This window comes from Serratia sp. MYb239, from assembly GCF_002966855.1.
Lineage (GTDB): Bacteria > Pseudomonadota > Gammaproteobacteria > Enterobacterales > Enterobacteriaceae > Serratia_B > Serratia_B rhizosphaerae.
This window is the reverse complement of record NZ_CP023268.1, coordinates 615829-631941: the sequence shown is the minus strand read 5'-3', so window position 1 is coordinate 631941 and position 16113 is coordinate 615829. Positions and strand designations below refer to the sequence as shown.

The following is a 16113-nucleotide window of genomic DNA, read 5'->3' as shown; positions in this document are numbered from 1 at the left end:
ATAAATGGCCTTACTGGGTGATGCGTTTATACACCACCGGCGTAGCTTCCGGCGCCTGGTCGCTCAGCGTCATCGCACCGCGTACCGCTTCGGCCGCCTGCTGCCAGCTCTCTTCATCGTTGGCATGGATCACCGCCAGCGGCTGTTTGGCGTCAATGCGGTCGCCCAGACGCGCCATATCGGTCAGGCCAACGCTGTAGTCGATGCTGTCGGTGGCGCGGCGACGGCCGCCGCCGAGGGTCACCACCGCCATGCCCAGTTCACGGGTATCCATGGCGCTGACGATACCTTCACGCTCAGCGTACACCGGCTTGCTCAGCGTCGCCGTCGGCAGATAGCTGTCATAACGCTCGACAAAGTCGCTCGGCCCCTGCTGCGCCGCCACCATACGGCCGAAGATTTCCGCCGCTTTGCCGTTATCCAGCACCGCCTGCAGTTTGGCGCGTGCATCAGCGTCATCCTGCGCCAGGCCGCCGGAAAGCAGCATCTCCACGCACAGCGCCATGGTGACTTCCAGCAGGCGCGGGTTGCGGTATTCGCCGGTCAGGAAGCGCACCGCTTCGCGCACTTCCACCGCATTGCCGGCGCTGGAAGCCAGCACCTGGTTCATGTCGGTCAGCAGCGCCGTGGTTTTGCAGCCGGCGCCGTTGGCGACGCCGACGATAGCCTGCGCCAAATCTTCCGACAGCGCATAGGTCGGCATAAAGGCGCCGGAACCCACCTTGACGTCCATCACCAACGCATCCAGCCCTTCCGCCAGTTTCTTGGCCAGGATCGAACCGGTAATCAGCGGAATAGAGTCCACGGTGGCGGTAATATCGCGTGTGGCATAGAAGCGTTTGTCCGCCGGCGCCAGCGAGCTGGTCTGGCCGATAATCGCAACGCCGACCTCTTTGATGATTTTACGGAAAGCGCTGTCATCCGGGAAGATATTAAAGCCGGGAATGGCCTCCAGTTTATCCAGGGTGCCGCCGGTATGGCCCAGGCCGCGGCCGGAGATCATCGGCACGTAGCCGCCGCAGGCCGCCACCATCGGGCCGAGCATCAGCGACGTCACGTCGCCCACGCCGCCGGTGGAGTGCTTGTCCACCACCGGGCCGTTGAGATCGAGGCTCTTCCAATCCAGCACCGTGCCGGAATCGCGCATCGCCATGGTCAGCGCCACGCGCTCAGGCATGGTCATATCATGAAAATAGATGGTCATCGCCAGCGCGGCAATCTGCCCTTCGGAGACGACGTTATCGCGGATACCGTTAATAAAGAAGCGAATCTCTTCTTCGCTCAGCGGCTGACCGTCGCGTTTCTTACGAATAATTTCTTGTGCCAGGAACAAAATATCCTCCTGCAATCTGCGTGTGTAGAGTTATCAAAGACGCCCCGGACGCGCCGGGACGAAAGCGAGAATCAGTAGCCGCTGCCGGACGTCTGCGCGCTGTAACCCAGCGTGGTCAGCAGGCTGGCCAACAGGCTGGAAGCCCCGAAGCGGAAATGCCGTGCATCCGCCCAGTCTGCGCCCATGATACGCGCGGCAAGTTGCAGATAATGCTGCGCCTCTTCCGCGGTGCGCACGCCGCCGGCCGGCTTGAAGCCCACCTTCTCGCCGACGCCCATATCGCGGATCACCGACATCATCAGCTCGGCGCTTTCCAACGTGGCGTTCACCGGTACTTTGCCGGTGGAGGTTTTAATAAAGTCCGCCCCGGCGTTGATGGAGATTTCAGACGCCTTGCGGATCAGCGCCGCGTCTTTCAGTTCGCCGGTTTCGATAATCACTTTCAGCAACACATCCGCTTCGGCGCAGGCCTGCTTGCACTGCTTCACCAGCTCAAAACCGACCTGCTCATTGCCGGCCATCAGCGCGCGGTATGGAAACACCACGTCGACTTCGTCGGCACCGTAGGCGATCGCCGCGCGGGTTTCCGCCAGCGCAATGTCGATATCATCGTTACCGTGCGGGAAGTTGGTGACGGTGGCGATGCGGATATCCGGCGTGCCCTGCTCGCGCAGCGTTTTGCGGGCGATGGGGATAAAGCGCGGATAAATGCAGATGGCGGCGGTATGGCCCGCCGGGCTGTTCGCCTGACGGCACAAGGCGATCACCTTCTCGTCGGTGTCGTCGTCGTTCAGGGTGGTTAAATCCATCAGGCTCAGCGCGCGTTGCGCTGCGGCGGTTAATTCGGTCATAAAACTCTCCAACTTGAGCTGCTTGCTGTTGGCGAGCGGACTTGGTTCCGTGAAGATAGCGCGGGGTAATCACTTCCCCGAGGGCAACTGAGGTCCTTCTCACCGCACATTAGGCTAGACGTGCAAACAGCCTGTAGTAACGATTAGAACACGCCGGTAATACGCCGACCGCGTTCAGGTGTAAAAATCCAATGGGGTAACGCTCTAACAGTCAGAGATTATATGTGAAAATAATCACAAAATAACGCGATATTGTTCACAGAATAACAAAGGCCTCACAGCGCGGCGTTCCTGGCCTTGTCTAACGGGCTTGCTTCCCCGCCGCCAACGTGGCGACGGAGAAGCAGAACAGCGCCCCGCAAGTATAGTTTACAGCGCCAGGAAGAACCCGGCGATGGTCGCACTCATCAGGTTTGACAGGGTGCCGGCCACCACCGCCTTCAGACCCAGACGCGCAATATCATGACGACGGTTCGGCGCCATACTGCCCAAACCGCCCAGCAGAATCGCCACCGAAGAAAGGTTAGCGAAACCACACAGCGCAAACGAAATAATCGCCTTAGTGTGGGCGGACAGCACCTGCAAGCCGTCGGCCGTCACCGCCTCATCCGGGCGCAGATAGGCGCCGAAGTTCATAAAGGCGACAAACTCATTGACGATAATCTTCTGGCCGATAAAGGAGCCGGCGGTCATTGCCTCGCTCCACGGCACGCCGATCAGGAAGGCAATTGGCGAGAAGATCCAGCCCAGCAGCAGCTCCAGCGACAGCTGCGGATAGTTGAACCAGCCGCCGATGCCGCCCAACATGCCGTTCAGCAGCGCGATCAGGGCGATAAACGCCAGCAGCATCGCGCCGACGTTCAGCGCCAGCTGCATACCGGACGCCGCGCCGGACGCCGCCGCGTCAATCACGTTTGCCGGGCGCTCTTCCTCGGCGATCAGTTTGGTCGCATCGTCCGTATCATGGGTTTTTTCCGTTTCCGGCACCATCAGCTTGGCGAACAGCAAACCGCCCGGCGCGGCCATAAAGGAAGCGGCGATCAGGTATTCCAGCGGCACGCCCATCTGCGCGTAGCCGGCCAGCACCGAACCCGCCACCGACGCCAGGCCGCCGCACATCACGGCAAACAGCTCGGACTGCGTCATGGTGGCGATATACGGCCGCACCACCAGCGGCGCTTCGGTCTGCCCGACGAAAATATTCGCGGTCGCCGACAGCGACTCGGTGCGCGAAGTGCCCAGCACTTTCTGCAGGCCGCCGCCCAGCACGCGAATCACCAGCTGCATAATGCCGAGGTAATACAATACGGCGATCAGCGACGAGAAGAACACAATCACCGGCAGCACACGCAGCGCAAAGATAAAGCCGCCGCCGCCGAACAGTTCGAACATTTTGTCGGATACCAGCCCGCCGAAAATAAACGAAATACCCTGGTTGCCGTAGGCGATCACATTAGCCACCCCTTCCGACATCCCGCCCAGAATGCGCTGGCCCAGCGGTACGTACAGCACCAGCGCCCCGATCGCGATTTGAATAATAAAGGCGCCGAGCACGGTGCGCAGGTTGATCGCCCGCCGGTTGCTGGAAAGCAGCACCGCGATCGCAATTAACACCGCCATCCCAATCAGGCTCATGATGAGTTGCATGCAAAGTATCCCTGTGGTGAAAAATAAACAGATTCTGCCCGGCATTATTGTGGGCTAACTATTGGTAACGGGGCGGGATTATACTGAGCAATATTGCGCCAGACTCGTCTTACATCACAAATGTATACAAACAGGCGCAAACGAAAATCTTATAACGTGACTCAAATCACACTTTAGCCGTCAGAACGGCGGCTATAGCGCAAACAGGGATTGGGTATTTTGCTGAAGTTGAGCGGCAATTTGCTCGGGCGGTTCTGAACGCAGCTGACACAGCACCTGAAACACCTCGGCAGCGCGTTCCGGCCTGTTAGGCTCGCCCTGATGGCCGGCCAGCGGCATATCCGGCGCATCGGTTTCCAGCAGCAGCGCGCTGAGCGGCAGCTGCGCCATCACCGCGCGGGTTTTCTGCGCCCGCTGATAGCTGATGGTGCCGCCGACGCCGATAAAATAGCCCAGACGTACAAACGCCTGCGCCTGCGACAGACTGCCGGCAAAGCCGTGCACCACGCCGCGACGCGGCAGGTCGGCGCGCCGCAGTATGGCGGCCAGCGGATCGTGGCTGCGGCGTGAATGCAGAATCACCGGCAAGTCATGGCGTTTCGCCAGCTGCAGCTGGGCGCGCAGCAGCGTCTGCTGACGCGCAAACTGCGGTTCGTCCATATACAGATCCAGGCCGATTTCCCCCACCGCCGCCAGTTTGGGCGGCCGTGCGGCCAGCCAGTCGGCCAGTTGCTCCAGCTGCGCGTCATGGTGCTGTGCGATATACAGCGGGTGCAGCCCCAGCGCGGCGTACAACGGTGGGTACTTCTCCGCCAGTCCCGCCACGCCCGCAAAGCGATCGGCAGTGACCGACGGCACAATAATTCGCTCCACGCCGGCCGCCGCCGCGCGCCGCAGGCTCTCCGCCTCGTGGCCGCTGAAGGGCGGGAAATCAAAGTGGCAGTGGGTATCGGTAAAACGCAGACTCATAGCGCCTCTCCCTTGCCGCCCGGCAGTTCGTCCGGCGGCAGACGCATCTCGGCGGGCGCCGCCGCGGCCGGCTGTGTCACTTCACTGACGATCGGCGACGGCATATTCAGGCTTTCCGGCTGCAGCAAACGCCGCGACAGCGGCCGTTTCACCATAACGCCGTCGCCCTCTTCCGCCGCCTGCAGCCAGTGGCCGACGGTCGCCAGAAAATAGCGGCCGCAGCGCCGGCCCAGGTGATAGTCGCGATTAAGCGACGACAGGCGACTGCCAAGCGCATTGCTCGCCAGCGGCTTCGGCGGGAAGATTTCAAAGATACGCAGGTCGCCCGGCGGCTTCTCAATAAACTGCTGAATACGGTGGTAGCTCTGCTCATGCTGACGCATGATGCGCACCATCTGCTGCAGGCTGCTTTCGCTCAGCCACTGCTCCATCCGCTTCATCCACTGCGGCGTATAGTACATCTGTGACGGCACGGTGCGGATCACCACGATGGTATCCGCGCCGCGACGGTAGGCTTCCTCCACCGGAATCGCGTCGCTGATGCCGCCGTCCTGATAGCTGACGCCGTCCAGATCGACGCCCATACGGTAAAAACCCGGAATGGCGCTGGAGGCTTTAATCGTCGGCAGCCAGCTGGCGCGCCGGGCGGGGAAATAGGTCGGTTCGAAGTCGTCGCTGCGGCAGGCGCACATCAGAAACTCACGCCCGTCATGGAACTGTTGTTCCGCCGTGTCCATCGCCAGCGGCAGCTGCTGCGAGGTGATATTCACCAGCCAGTCGAGGTCGATCAGGTGGCCGCCGCGCACAAAGCGCAGGGGATTAAAGAAATCGGCGGTAGTGGTATAGCGGGTGATCACCCGACGCGCGTAACCCATCTGTCCGCAGATAAAGGCGGAAAGGTTCTGCGCACCGGCGGAGGTGCCAATCATCAGTTCAAAAGGGTTGAAGCGGGCACGCTGGAACTCATCCAGTACGCCGGCAGTGAAAATACCGCGCTGCCCGCCCCCTTCGCACACCAGCGCCAGTTTGCCAGGCCGGTATGGTTTATACGCCAGCGGCTCAATATTGCCGAGCGTGATGGGTATTCTGTAGCCCAACCCGGGATCCTCAGTAAGGTGTTTTTTCTGAGGATACCTCTTCTTGCTCTCTTCCGTAATCTTCTTGCAGTATGCCGGAGAGGCAGTCATTACTGCCGGTCAGCCATGCACAGTCGCTGCCGGAAAGTTCAGCCCAGGCCTGCCACAGCTGGCCTCTGAGCTGTTTCCAGCGTCCGAGGATAATGTCGCTGTTCATGATCTGCCCCCCTGCTGCCGGAAAAAGACTCAAGATTTGTTACACTTTGCCCACCGGCTAAGGACGACGGCGGCCGGTAAACAGACTGATCAGGAACAGAATAATCCCGACCACAAACACCACTTTTGCCGCCCAGGCGGCGGTGCCCGCCAAACTGCCAAAGCCCAATGCCGCGGCAATCAGCGCAACCACCAAAAAGATAATGCCCCAACGAAACATAAGCCTCTCCTTACCGTAGAGGCGCAGCCTGCGCGCCCGTGATGAAACGCATCAAGGGGGCCGGATACCGGCCCCCTGCTGACAGAGTTCGCCGCGATGGGCTGATTATGGCTTAACGGTCAGATCGTTCTTCACGCTCTTCACGCCGTCAATCGCCTTGGCGATGCTTTCCGCACGCTCAGACTGTTCCTGCGACTTCACTTCACCAGACAGCTGCACCACGCCGTCGGTGGTTTCCACTTTCACATTGCGCGAAGGCACGATGTCATCGGCCAGCAGCTTGGCTTTCAGCTCCGTGGTGGCAGCGGCATCACCGGCATAGGATTTCACCGACTGCTTGGCTTCATCTTTCACGTGCAGCTTATCGCTGACGGATTTCACGCCTTCCACTTTGCCTGCCACGGCGACCGCCTGCTCAGCCAGCGCCTGGCTGGCGACAAAGCCGCTCAGCGTCACAACGCCTTTTTCCGTTTTCACCGAAATGTCGTTGCTGGAAGAAATAGTCTTGTCCTGCACCAGCGCGCTTTTCACTTTTGCGGTGATCGCGCTGTCATCCATATAGCCGTCGACTTTCTTCATTGAGCTGTCGACTTTTTGCATAGAGCTATCGATTTTGCTGCCAGTGCTATCAGCCACGCTGGATGCCTTATCGAGCAACGAACCTTCGGCCAGAGCGCTACCGCTCACCAGAACGGAACCCAATACGACAGCCATCATTGATTGTGCAAACTTGGTCTTTTTCATCGATCTCTTCCTTTTGTTGGTGAATCCCGAATACCTGCGGATTCTGTCGCCGCGATTCGCGCGGCTTTGATTCAGGGATACTTCACGATATCTGTTCGTTCGGCCATCCACGCCAGGAATATTGCAACCGCCATGCCAACTTTAAACAACCATTAAAAATCAATAAGATATGATTTATCGCTGAAAAAACAGGCTAAATACTGTCGCTAATCAACGACATCATCCATACGCATCAGAGACACCCTTGCTAACCCATTGATTTTAAATAATACAGATTGTCTCCGATTGGCAACACTGCCGCATAAGGCGCTGGTTTTTTAACTAATCACAGAGATTTGGACTATTCATTGCGCAATTACGCCCTGCTAAATATAGCGCATCGCATAAAATTCGGCGGACGAAACGGAGCAATCTGAGGGACAGAGAAAACGGGAAAGGATGAAGGACGTTAATAAATAGCAACGGCCCGGCACCGATGGGATGCCGGGCCGCGACGAACATCAGTGCTCGCGGGTTTTGCGGAAGGTGACGTCCGGGTAACGCTCCTGCGTCAGGTTGAGGTTTACCATGGTCGGCGCGATATACGACAGGTTATCGCCGCCGTCCAGCGCCAGGTTCTGCTCATTCTTACGCTTGAACTCTTCGAACTTCTTCACGTCGTCGCACTCCACCCAGCGGGCGGTAGAAACGTTGACCGATTCATACACCGCTTCCACGTTGTATTCGGTCTTCAGACGCGCCACCACCACATCGAACTGCAGCACACCGACCGCGCCGACGATCAGATCGTTATTGGCGATCGGTCGGAACACCTGCACCGCGCCCTCTTCCGACAGCTGCACCAACCCCTTCAGCAGTTGCTTTTGCTTCAGCGGATCGCGCAGGCGGATACGGCGGAACAGCTCCGGCGCAAAGTTCGGAATACCGGTGAACTTCATGCTTTCACCCTGAGTAAAGGTGTCGCCGATCTGAATGGTGCCGTGGTTATGCAGGCCGATGATATCGCCCGGGTAGGCTTCTTCCACGTGGGAGCGGTCGCCGGCCATAAAGGTCAGCGCGTCCGAAATCACCACGTCCTTGCCGGTGCGCACCTGACGCAGCTTCATGCCTTTTTCATAGCGGCCGGACACCACGCGCATAAACGCCACGCGGTCGCGGTGTTTCGGGTCCATATTGGCCTGAATCTTGAACACAAAACCGCTGAACTTCTCTTCCGTTGCCTTCACTTCGCGGCTGTCGGACTGACGCGGCATCGGCGTCGGCGCCCAGGACACCAGCCCGTCGAGCATATGGTCGACGCCGAAGTTGCCCAGCGCGGTACCGAAGAACACCGGGGTCAGTTCGCCGGCCAGGAACGCTTCCTGCTCAAACTCGTGCGACGCGCCCTGCACCAGCTCCAGCTCTTCACGCAGCTGCGCGGCCAGCTCTTCGCCCACCGCTTCGTCCAGCTCCGGGTTATCCAGCCCTTTTACCACCCGCACGTCCTGAATGGTGTGGCCCATGCCGCTCTGATAGAGGTAGGTTTCATCCTTGTACAGATGGTAAACCCCTTTAAACAGCTTGCCGCAGCCGATTGGCCAAGTGATTGGCGAGCAGGCGATTTTCAGTTCGCGCTCGACTTCATCCATCACTTCCATCGGATCGCGGATATCGCGGTCCAGTTTGTTCATAAAGGTCAGGATCGGCGTATCGCGCAGACGGGTGACTTCCATCAGCTTGCGGGTACGATCCTCAACGCCTTTCGCGGCGTCGATCACCATCAGGCAGCAGTCCACCGCGGTCAGGGTGCGGTAGGTATCCTCGGAGAAGTCTTCGTGCCCCGGGGTATCCAGCAGATTGACCAGGCTGTCGCGGTACGGGAACTGCATCACCGAGGTGGTGATGGAGATGCCGCGCTGCTTTTCCATTTCCATCCAGTCGGATTTGGCATGCTGGCTGGAGCCGCGGCCTTTTACCGTACCGGCGGTCTGGATCGCCTGTCCGAACAGCAGCACCTTTTCGGTGATGGTGGTTTTACCGGCATCGGGGTGCGAGATGATGGCGAAGGTTCTTCTTTTCGACACTTCGCGGGCAAATTCACTAGGAGACATGTTTTCACGTTTCTACGGTTAGTCCGCCCTGCGTCATCGTCATACGCCGTTGAGGGCGTCAAAGCAAAGCGGTGAAATGAATATAATAGCGGGTTATTTTCGCTGATTTGCCAACCGGTGACAATCAATGGATACGACGCGGCAAGATTAAACCTTCTACCTATAGCCGGAAATCTGGCGACAACGTGGCCCAATGCTGGCGCAACACCGCTTTGTGACCGTCCGCCATCGGTAAGTCTTTCAATAACGCCGGCCATAAAGTGCGCGCCTTGTCGGTGGCATCCACCAGATGCACCCGTATCGCCGGCCAGGGAATACCGATACGCTCGGCCCAACGCTCAAAAGTTTGCATTGAAATCATTGGCCAACGCTTTTCCCTCGCCATATTAAGCGCAGATGCTGACTCATCCGGGAGATAAACCCGCGTGCTGACAATGTCATAAGCCGGGGAAAGCCGCACGTCGGTTTGGTGAGGATAAAAAATTGACCAGTTTTTGAGGTGGGCATCGCCATTAGCGAGCATAACGTTTGCCAACAGTCGTCGCGCCATCTGCTGCACATCAGGTAAGGGTTCACTACTCCACGCATAGAGATAGGCCGCTATCTGCTCGTAATTTTTTCCACGATATTTATCGTGCGCATAAAGGTCGAAGATTTGGGCAAAATCCTCCGTATGCACCCGTCCGCTTTCACTACGATCGAAACGACGGATAGCATAAGCATAAGATTCATCAGCCAGGCGGATATCAGGTAAATTATCCAACTGTCCCAACGCAACCAGCTCAATATCAGGAATATCCACGCCTATCGCCTGCGCTAGCCGCATCGCCGTATATTCGTTTTCCGGAACGTTACGGTGAACGGTAGAGGGCGTTTTGATGATCCAGCTGTCTGCGCCCACCTGAGAAGAGATATTGAAGCGACCATCCTGACGCACAGAGGAAAATTTCATCTGCACGCCTGCCAGAGAAAATTTTTGCGCATCCGGTCCCACTTCAATGTGTACCGCTTCCAGCTCGCCGCGCGACGCCAGCGCCCAGGCAGGGATCGCATTAGCGGCAAGCGCGCGTGCTTCCAACGCGCCCGGCAAGTTGTCGCCGGCCCATGCCAGCAAAGGAAATTCTTCATCAACATGCACTTTCAACGATTGCGCCAACCAACTGCGCAGTGCCCCTTCGGGTAACAAATTGGATAAAACGGGAGGAAGACGCTGAGATGACTGCAAAACCTGTTCAAGATACCCCGGGTGCGCCCGCTGCCTCAGGGTAAACAACGGACGACTATCCTCCGGCAAAGCAATATATTGCGGATCGAAGGTGAGGATATTTCTTCCTCCGCTATAATGCGCCAGCACGCCAACACGCACGCCATGCAAAATCAAAGCTAATGCCTGCACCGATTCAACCTGCCGTTGCCCCTTCATCCGCTAGTCCTCGAGATCTTTCAGCTTTTTTTCAAACCCCTGCAACACATCCGCTTTCGACGTTATACCCATTTCCTGTTGCAGTAACGTCTCTACGTCACCGGCATGCCTTTTCGGCACGATAACATATTCCAAATCCATCGCCGCCAATATCCGTAGCAGAGTGCTCATCCTAATATCACTGCCGGATTCAATACGCTGATATTGCTGCTGCGTCATACCAATCTTCATCAAAAAGTCTTTTTGACTCCAGCCCAACTCGGTGCGCTTTTCTTTCAGAATCCTTGATATATCTGATAATTGTCGCATCCCTCACCTCAAAACAACGAATTAATTGTATTTCTCATCTATAAACAACAAATTAGTTGTAATGCTGGTTAAAAACAACCTATTTATTGTATATGTCACAAAAAACAATCAATTGGTTGTAAATAGGGAGGGGAACAATAAATAAGTTATTTACGGCTCAGCCCAGCGGCAGCGCCATCACGATCGCATCCTCACGCCCGCCGGCGGCAGGGTAATAGTTGCGGCGCACCGTGACTTCATTGAAGCCCAGATCGTTATACAGCGCCAGCGCGCTGCGGTTCGAGGCGCGCACCTCCAGCCACAGCGTAACCACGCCGCGCGTTTCCAGCTCGGCGATCAGCGCACTCAGCAGCGCGCGGCCGTAACCACGGCGCTGCTGCTGCGGATCGATGGCGATATTGAACAGCGTCGCCTCATCCAGCACGATCTGGGTAATGGCAAAGCCGGCCATCTGACCGTCGGCGTCCAGTTTCAGGTTGAGGTAGCGTTCGCCCTGGTTGCTTGCAAAGGTGGCCTGCGTCCAGGGAAAGGCGTGGCTGGCCTGTTCAATCTTGAAGGCGGTGGCCAGGTCGGCCGCCGTCAGGGTGGAAATGTTGTTCATGATGACAAATCTGCTGCCAGAGTGCGCGTTTCGCACCCGCATCGAGAGAAAGCTCGGCCAGCGCCGGGCTGTATAGCTGCGCGCCGGCCACCGCAAGCGGCTCCGTGACGCCCAGCCGCCAACTGTTGCATTCCGTGTCTTCCGGCAGCATCGCCGCCTGTTCCGGCGTCAGACCATAGGTTTGCGCCGGCGTCAGCCCCAGGCTGCGCAGCACGTCGCAAAACAGCGCATCATCCGGCGCGGGCAACGCCGCAGCCACCACCAACAGGCGCGTTTCCGCCGGCAGACCGATCGCCACTTCGCCCTGCAACACGGCCGGGCGGCGCAATGTCCACTGCGTAATACCCAGTTGTTGTAACAGCCAGTCGCGTTGAGATGCCATGCCGATTCCTGTCAGGAGCTACCGTAAGCGCGTTATGCTAACAAACCCACGCGGCCAACGCACCTGCAGCTTGCAGCATGACGGGTAAATTCAAGTTGCGGGAAGGCGGCAAGGGAAGGAATCCCGATGAGCTGACTCTGGTCAGTGATTCGGGTGACTGAGCGCAGCCAACGCCTCTGCTGTTTAAAGTATGACGGGTAGATACCCTAAATAATTCGAGTTGCAGGAAGGCGGCAAGGAAAGGAATCCCGATGAGCTGACTCTGGTCAGTGATTCGGGTGACTGAGCGCAGCCAACGCATCTGCTGTTTAAAGTATGACGGGTAGATACCCTAAATAATTCGAGTTGCAGGAAGGCGGCAAGGAAAGGAATCCCGATGAGCTGACTCTGGTCAGTGATTCGGGTGACTGAGCGCAGCCAACGCATCTGCTGTTTAAAGTATGACGGGTAGATACCCTAAATAATTCGAGTTGCAGGAAGGCGGCAAGGAAAGGAATCCCGATGAGCTGACTCTGGTCAGTGATTCGGGTGACTGAGCGCAGCCAACGCATCTGCAGCTCGAAGTATGACGGGTAACGGGTATAAATTCATCGAACATCGCTGCACAACGCTCTATAATCCCCCGCTTAATCTTGAGGAGCCGAAACCTGATGTCTGCATTAACCCCCGCCAGCGAAGTAATGCTGCGCCACAGTGATGAATTTACCGAACGCCGCGTACTGTTTGCCGGCGATCTGCAAGATAGCCTGCCTGCCCAGTTCGAGGCCGCAGACGTACGGGTGCATACCCAGCAATATCATCATTGGCAGTTATTAAACCGGGCGATGGGCGACAATGTGCAGTTCGGCCTGACGGTCGACGCCGGGTTCGTGGCCGACTGCGATACGCTGGTTTATTACTGGCCGAAGAGCAAACAGGAAGCGCAGTTCCAGCTGTGCAATCTGCTGGCGCTGCTGCCGGTGGGCGCAGAAGTGTTTGTGGTCGGTGAAAACCGCAGCGGCGTGCGCAGCGCGGAGCAAACCGTCGCCGATCACGTGCAGCTGGTTAAAATCGACAGCGCACGCCGCTGTGGTCTGTACCACGGCCGTATCGACAGCCGGCCGGCCTTTAACCTCGACGACTGGTGGCAGAGCTACGCGCTGCACGATCTGGAAGTGAAAACGCTGCCGGGCGTATTCAGCCGCGACGGTCTGGACGTCGGCAGTTCGCTGCTGCTGTCCACGCTGGAACCGCATATGAAAGGCAAGGTGCTGGATATCGGCTGCGGCGCCGGCGTACTCGCCAGCGTGATGTCGAAGATGTCACCGAAGGTGAAACTGACGCTGAGCGACGTCAACGCGGCGGCGGTCGCCGCCAGCCGGGCGACGCTGGCGGCCAACGGCATCGAGGGCGAGGTGCTGGTCAGCAACGTCTACTCCGATATCAGCGGCCGTTTCGATATGATCATCTCCAACCCGCCGTTCCACGACGGGCTGGCCACCAGCCTCACCGCGGCGGAAACGCTGATCCGCGGCGCGGTGAAGCACCTGCCGATCGGCGGTAAGCTGCGCATTGTCGCCAACGCCTTCCTGCCGTATCCGGACATTCTCGACGCCGTCTTCGGCAGCCACGAAGTGCTGGCGCAAAACGGCCGCTTCAAGGTGTATCAGGCTACCGTCGGTCGTCCGCCGCGCGCGCCGAAGAAGAAATAAGTCTTCAACCGATATCCCTGACGCCACGGCGTCAGGGATAACACGCATCAACGGTTAACGTAGCCCATCGATTCCTGCCCGTAACGCGCCCCGGCCGCTGCCTGCTGCGGGAATACCGCCTCAATCGCCGCCAGCTCCTGCGCGCTCAGCGCCAGCGACGCTGCCGCCACGTTCTCCTCCAGATAGCGCCGGCGCTTGGTGCCGGGAATCGGCACAATATGTTCGCCCTGCGCCATCACCCAGGCTAATGCCAGCTGCGACGGCGTGACGCCTTTAGCCTGCGCCAGTTCACTAACCTTCTCCACCAGCGCCAGGTTACGGGCGAAATTATCCCCCTGAAAACGCGGATTGCTGCGGCGGAAATCATCTTCGGCCAGATCGTCAGGCCGCTGGATAGCGCCGGTCAGGAAGCCGCGTCCCAGCGGGCTGTAGGCAACAAAGCCGATGCCCAGCCGCTCGCAGGCCGCCAGTTGTCCCTGCAGCTCCACATCGCGCGTCCACAACGAGTATTCGCTCTGCAGCGCGGTAATCGGATGCACCTGATGCGCCCGCTCCAGCGTCGCCGCCGAGGCTTCGCTCAGGCCGATATGGCGGATCTTGCCCTGTTTAATCAGATCCGCCAGCGTGCCGACCACTTCTTCGATCGGCACCTCAGGATCCACCCGGTGTTGGTAGTAAAGATCGATCGTCTCCACCCCCAGCCGCTGCAGGCTGCCTTCCACCGCACGACGGATATACTCCGGCCGGCTGCAGACGCCGCGCGCCTGCGGATCCGCCGGGTCGCGCACAATGCCGAACTTGGTGGCCAGAAATACCTGCTCCCGCTTACCTTTGATCGCCTTGCCCACCAGCTGTTCATTGGTGTGCGGCCCGTACATATCGGCGGTGTCCAGCAGGGTTACCCCCAGTTCCAGCGCCCGGTGCAGCGTGGCGATGGCCTCTTTTTCATCATAGGCGGTGGAGTAGAAATCGCTCATGCCCATGCAGCCTAACCCCAGAGCGGAAACGCTCGGGCCGTTGGAACCTAGTGTGCGCTGTTTCATCGTGTCTGCCTCGCGGTTGAATGTTTCGCCACTGAGTTTGGTTGTTAGCGCTGGGAAGATAAATCATGCATATTGTTCATCACTGTTCAAAAATCGCTAACAATCGCGGACGGGGATCGAAATGGATCAGATTCAGGCCATGCGTGTTTTCACCCGTATCGTCGAGCTGGGCAGCTTCAGCCGCACGGCGGAACGCCTGCAGCTGCCGCGCGCTACGGTCAGCAACGTGTTAAAGCGGCTGGAGCAGCAGCTTGGCGTACGCCTGCTGATCCGCACCACCCGCCAGGTGCAGGTCACCCATGAAGGCACGCTGTATTACCAGCGCTGCATCCAACTGCTCGGCGCGCTGGAAGAAGCCAACACGCTGTTCCGCCAGCAAAAGCTGCAGCCGTCCGGCCGGGTGCGCATCGATATGCCGCATTCGCTGGCACGCGAAGTGGTGATCCCGGCGCTGGAGGATTTCTACCGGCGCTACCCCGATATCACGCTGGCGCTGGGGGCCAACGACACGCAGGTCGATCTGCTGCGCGACGGCGTCGACTGCGTGCTGCGCGCCTGGAGCAGCGAGGACGACACGCTGGTGGCGCGCAGCATTGCGCAACTGCCGCAGATCACCTGCGCCTCACCGGACTATCTGCAGCGCTTCGGCACGCCGCGCTCGCTGGACGATCTGACCGGCCATCAGGCGGTAGGCTACTTCTCGCTCAGCAACAATCAGGACTACCCGCTGGAATTCTGCCGAGGCGGCCAGGTGGAACTGCGTACGCTGCCCGCACGGCTGAGCGTCAGCGGCGCCGACGCCTACGCCAGCGCCTGTCTGACCGGCCTGGGGCTGATCCAGGCGCCGCGCTACTCGCTGGCTCCGCGTCTGAAGCGCGGCGAACTGGTGGAAGTGCTGGCCGATACCCCGCCGCCGCCGATGCCGCTGCACATTATGTATCCGCCCGGCCGCTTTCTGGCGCCGCGCGTGCGGGTGCTGATTGACTGGCTGATCGAACTGTTTGCCGGGCGTCCGCTGCATGAGAAATAAGCGAATGGCGGCCAGATGAAAGAAATATGACGCTTTTTACAGCGATCGCCCCAAAACACCGAAATAACTATTGACGTGTTCGCCAAAATCTCTAGAATTCGGCCCCGTGGTGACATTGCTGAAATCAATGTTTCTGGTATGCGAAGGTGGCGGAATTGGTAGACGCGCTAGCTTCAGGTGTTAGTGTCCTTACGGACGTGAGGGTTCAAGTCCCTCTCTTCGCACCAAATAACCACAAGATTTATATTGCACAGCATCTGTGCGAAGGTGGCGGAATTGGTAGACGCGCTAGCTTCAGGTGTTAGTGTTCTTACGGACGTGAGGGTTCAAGTCCCTCTCTTCGCACCACGCTGGTGATATAAATCAAAATCAAGCAGTAACATCGACTGTGCGAAGGTGGCGGAATTGGTAGACGCGCTAGCTTCAGGTGTTAGTGTCCTTACGGACGTGAGGGTTCAAGTCCCTCTCTTCGCACCAATTGATGTCCT

The 16113-nt window shown here is 58.5% G+C and carries 16 protein-coding genes and 3 tRNA genes; 5 read left to right on the top strand and 14 right to left on the bottom strand.

All coding sequences use genetic code 11. The features are described 5' to 3' along the window. Positions 1-10: 10 nt before the first annotated feature. The 13 genes from deoA to CLM71_RS02940 all read right to left on the bottom strand — a co-directional run bounded on the left by deoA (position 11) and on the right by CLM71_RS02940 (position 11861). Positions 11-1333: a thymidine phosphorylase gene (gene deoA, locus CLM71_RS03000; RefSeq protein ID WP_105229685.1), complete on the bottom strand. Its 1323-nt coding sequence runs from the start codon at positions 1331-1333 to the stop codon at positions 11-13. A gap of 71 nt (positions 1334-1404) precedes the next feature. Next, complete coding sequence (gene deoC / locus CLM71_RS02995) at positions 1405-2184, bottom strand: deoxyribose-phosphate aldolase (RefSeq protein WP_105229684.1); 780 nt, start codon at positions 2182-2184, stop codon at positions 1405-1407. Between the two features lie 369 nt (positions 2185-2553). Continuing rightward, positions 2554-3819, bottom strand: a complete 1266-nt coding sequence (locus CLM71_RS02990; protein WP_172606352.1) for a NupC/NupG family nucleoside CNT transporter — start codon at positions 3817-3819, stop codon at positions 2554-2556. A 204-nt stretch (positions 3820-4023) separates the two neighbouring features. Next, complete coding sequence (locus tag CLM71_RS02985; protein ID WP_105229682.1) at positions 4024-4800, bottom strand: TatD family hydrolase; 777 nt, start codon at positions 4798-4800, stop codon at positions 4024-4026. Further along, positions 4797-5897, bottom strand: a complete 1101-nt coding sequence (locus CLM71_RS02980; protein ID WP_105229681.1) for a patatin family protein — start codon at positions 5895-5897, stop codon at positions 4797-4799. Before CLM71_RS02980 ends, CLM71_RS02985 begins: the two co-directional genes overlap by 4 nt. A gap of 10 nt (positions 5898-5907) precedes the next feature. Continuing rightward, positions 5908-6093 (bottom strand): stress-response protein, encoded by a 186-nt coding sequence (locus CLM71_RS02975; protein ID WP_105229680.1) that lies wholly within the window; start codon positions 6091-6093, stop codon positions 5908-5910. A gap of 57 nt (positions 6094-6150) precedes the next feature. After that, complete coding sequence (locus tag CLM71_RS02970; RefSeq protein ID WP_015670813.1) at positions 6151-6312, bottom strand: DUF1328 domain-containing protein; 162 nt, start codon at positions 6310-6312, stop codon at positions 6151-6153. Between the two features lie 105 nt (positions 6313-6417). After that, positions 6418-7056, bottom strand: a complete 639-nt coding sequence (gene osmY, locus CLM71_RS02965; RefSeq protein ID WP_105229679.1) for a molecular chaperone OsmY — start codon at positions 7054-7056, stop codon at positions 6418-6420. A 500-nt stretch (positions 7057-7556) separates the two neighbouring features. Continuing rightward, positions 7557-9146, bottom strand: a complete 1590-nt coding sequence (gene prfC, locus CLM71_RS02960; RefSeq protein WP_105229678.1) for a peptide chain release factor 3 — start codon at positions 9144-9146, stop codon at positions 7557-7559. Positions 9147-9306: 160 nt separating this feature from the next. Continuing rightward, complete coding sequence (locus tag CLM71_RS02955; RefSeq protein ID WP_105229677.1) at positions 9307-10569, bottom strand: type II toxin-antitoxin system HipA family toxin; 1263 nt, start codon at positions 10567-10569, stop codon at positions 9307-9309. A 3-nt stretch (positions 10570-10572) separates the two neighbouring features. Beyond that, positions 10573-10878 carry a helix-turn-helix domain-containing protein gene (locus CLM71_RS02950; RefSeq protein WP_105229676.1) on the bottom strand — a complete coding sequence of 102 codons (306 nt, stop codon included), beginning with the start codon at positions 10876-10878 and terminating at the stop codon, positions 10573-10575. Between the two features lie 157 nt (positions 10879-11035). After that, a complete protein-coding gene (gene rimI / locus CLM71_RS02945; protein WP_105229675.1) occupies positions 11036-11479 on the bottom strand; it encodes a ribosomal protein S18-alanine N-acetyltransferase in 444 nt (147 codons plus the stop codon). Beyond that, the gene (locus CLM71_RS02940) at positions 11424-11861 is read right to left on the bottom strand and encodes a DNA polymerase III subunit psi (protein WP_105229674.1); all 438 of its coding nucleotides are present in this window, start codon (positions 11859-11861) and stop codon (positions 11424-11426) included. Before CLM71_RS02940 ends, rimI begins: the two co-directional genes overlap by 56 nt. 650 nt (positions 11862-12511) lie before the next feature. Here CLM71_RS02940 and rsmC point away from each other — a divergent pair. Next, positions 12512-13552 carry a 16S rRNA (guanine(1207)-N(2))-methyltransferase RsmC gene (gene rsmC, locus CLM71_RS02930; protein WP_105229672.1) on the top strand — a complete coding sequence of 347 codons (1041 nt, stop codon included), beginning with the start codon at positions 12512-12514 and terminating at the stop codon, positions 13550-13552. A gap of 47 nt (positions 13553-13599) precedes the next feature. Here rsmC and CLM71_RS02925 read toward each other — a convergent pair whose 3' ends face one another. Then, entirely contained in the window at positions 13600-14595 is a 996-nt protein-coding gene (locus tag CLM71_RS02925) for an aldo/keto reductase (RefSeq protein WP_105229671.1), read from the bottom strand. Positions 14596-14716: 121 nt separating this feature from the next. Between CLM71_RS02925 and CLM71_RS02920 the strand changes: the two genes are divergently transcribed. The 4 genes from CLM71_RS02920 (at position 14717) to CLM71_RS02905 (ending at position 16102) form a co-directional block, all read left to right on the top strand. Then, on the top strand, positions 14717-15625 hold the full coding sequence (locus tag CLM71_RS02920) for a LysR family transcriptional regulator (protein WP_105229670.1): 909 nt from the start codon (positions 14717-14719) through the stop codon (positions 15623-15625). A gap of 140 nt (positions 15626-15765) precedes the next feature. After that, positions 15766-15852, top strand: a tRNA-Leu gene (locus CLM71_RS02915). A gap of 34 nt (positions 15853-15886) precedes the next feature. Then, a tRNA-Leu gene (locus tag CLM71_RS02910) sits at positions 15887-15973 on the top strand. 42 nt (positions 15974-16015) lie between these two features. Next, positions 16016-16102 (top strand) — tRNA-Leu (locus CLM71_RS02905). Positions 16103-16113 lie beyond the last annotated feature (11 nt).